Source organism: Nocardiopsis prasina DSM 43845, assembly GCF_000341265.1.
GTDB lineage: Bacteria > Actinomycetota > Actinomycetes > Streptosporangiales > Streptosporangiaceae > Nocardiopsis > Nocardiopsis prasina.
Window position 1 is genome coordinate 1 of the sequence record NZ_ANAE01000058.1, and the last position, 839, is coordinate 839.

General features: G+C 78.7%; 1 pseudogene. It reads right to left on the reverse strand.

The features are described from left to right. Positions 1–839, reverse strand: a pseudogene (locus D452_RS30610) (ATP-binding protein); the annotation flags it as partial.

Sequence of the window (839 nt, forward strand, 5' to 3'; positions counted from 1 at the left end):
TCGGGGTGCACGATGCGCAATCCCAGCGGGGCCAGCTGCGCGGCCTCGGCGGCGCCGAAGCTGTCGGCGGCGGGCAGGAGCAGCCCCCGGGGGCCGCGCACCAGGCGGCCGTCGGCCAGCGGCACCGGAAGCGCGCCGAGTTCCCCGAGGTCGGCGCCGTTCTGCCCGGCTGCGCGCAGGGCCGCGTAGAGGCGCACCCACCAGGCGGGCTCGCGGTCGAGGTCGCCGAGCAGGTCGGCGAGCTCGGCCAGACCCAGCCGGCGCACGCGCAGCTGGGCGAGCGCCGGATGGTAGGGGTTCAGGTCGCCGGGCAGTACTGCGGCGACCACGTCGGACAGCACGGAGACGACCCCCGGGCCGCCGTCGGCGGCGACCGCGTCGCGCGGACGCACGGGTTCGCCGCCGGCGGTGCGCAGGAACGGGGTGTCCGGCAGCGTCTTGGCCGCGGCGGCGCGGAAGCGGCCGTCGAACTCGCCGCTGCCCATCGGCGACTGCGGCACGAGTTCCAGCGCGGCGCGGGCGTCGAGGCGGCAGAGCAGGTCGCAGTAGGTGTCGGCGGCTTCGACGATGAGGGCCTCGGCGGCCGGGCCGGCGGCGACGCGGCGGCGGTCGGGGCCCAGCGGGAACGTGCCGATGAGCAGCGCCGGCAGGGCGAGCGTGTCGTCGGTGGGGGTGGGCGCGTGCACCACCGCGGCGACGTCGTCGGGCAGCGGGGCGGCGCCGCCCTCGGGCGCGATCGGAACCGCCCAGGTCAGCGTCCAGTCCAGGCGGTCGCGCTCCTCGCTGGGGCGGTCGGCCTGCACCGCGGGGTCGAACCTGCCGGTGCGGGTGGGGGGGGG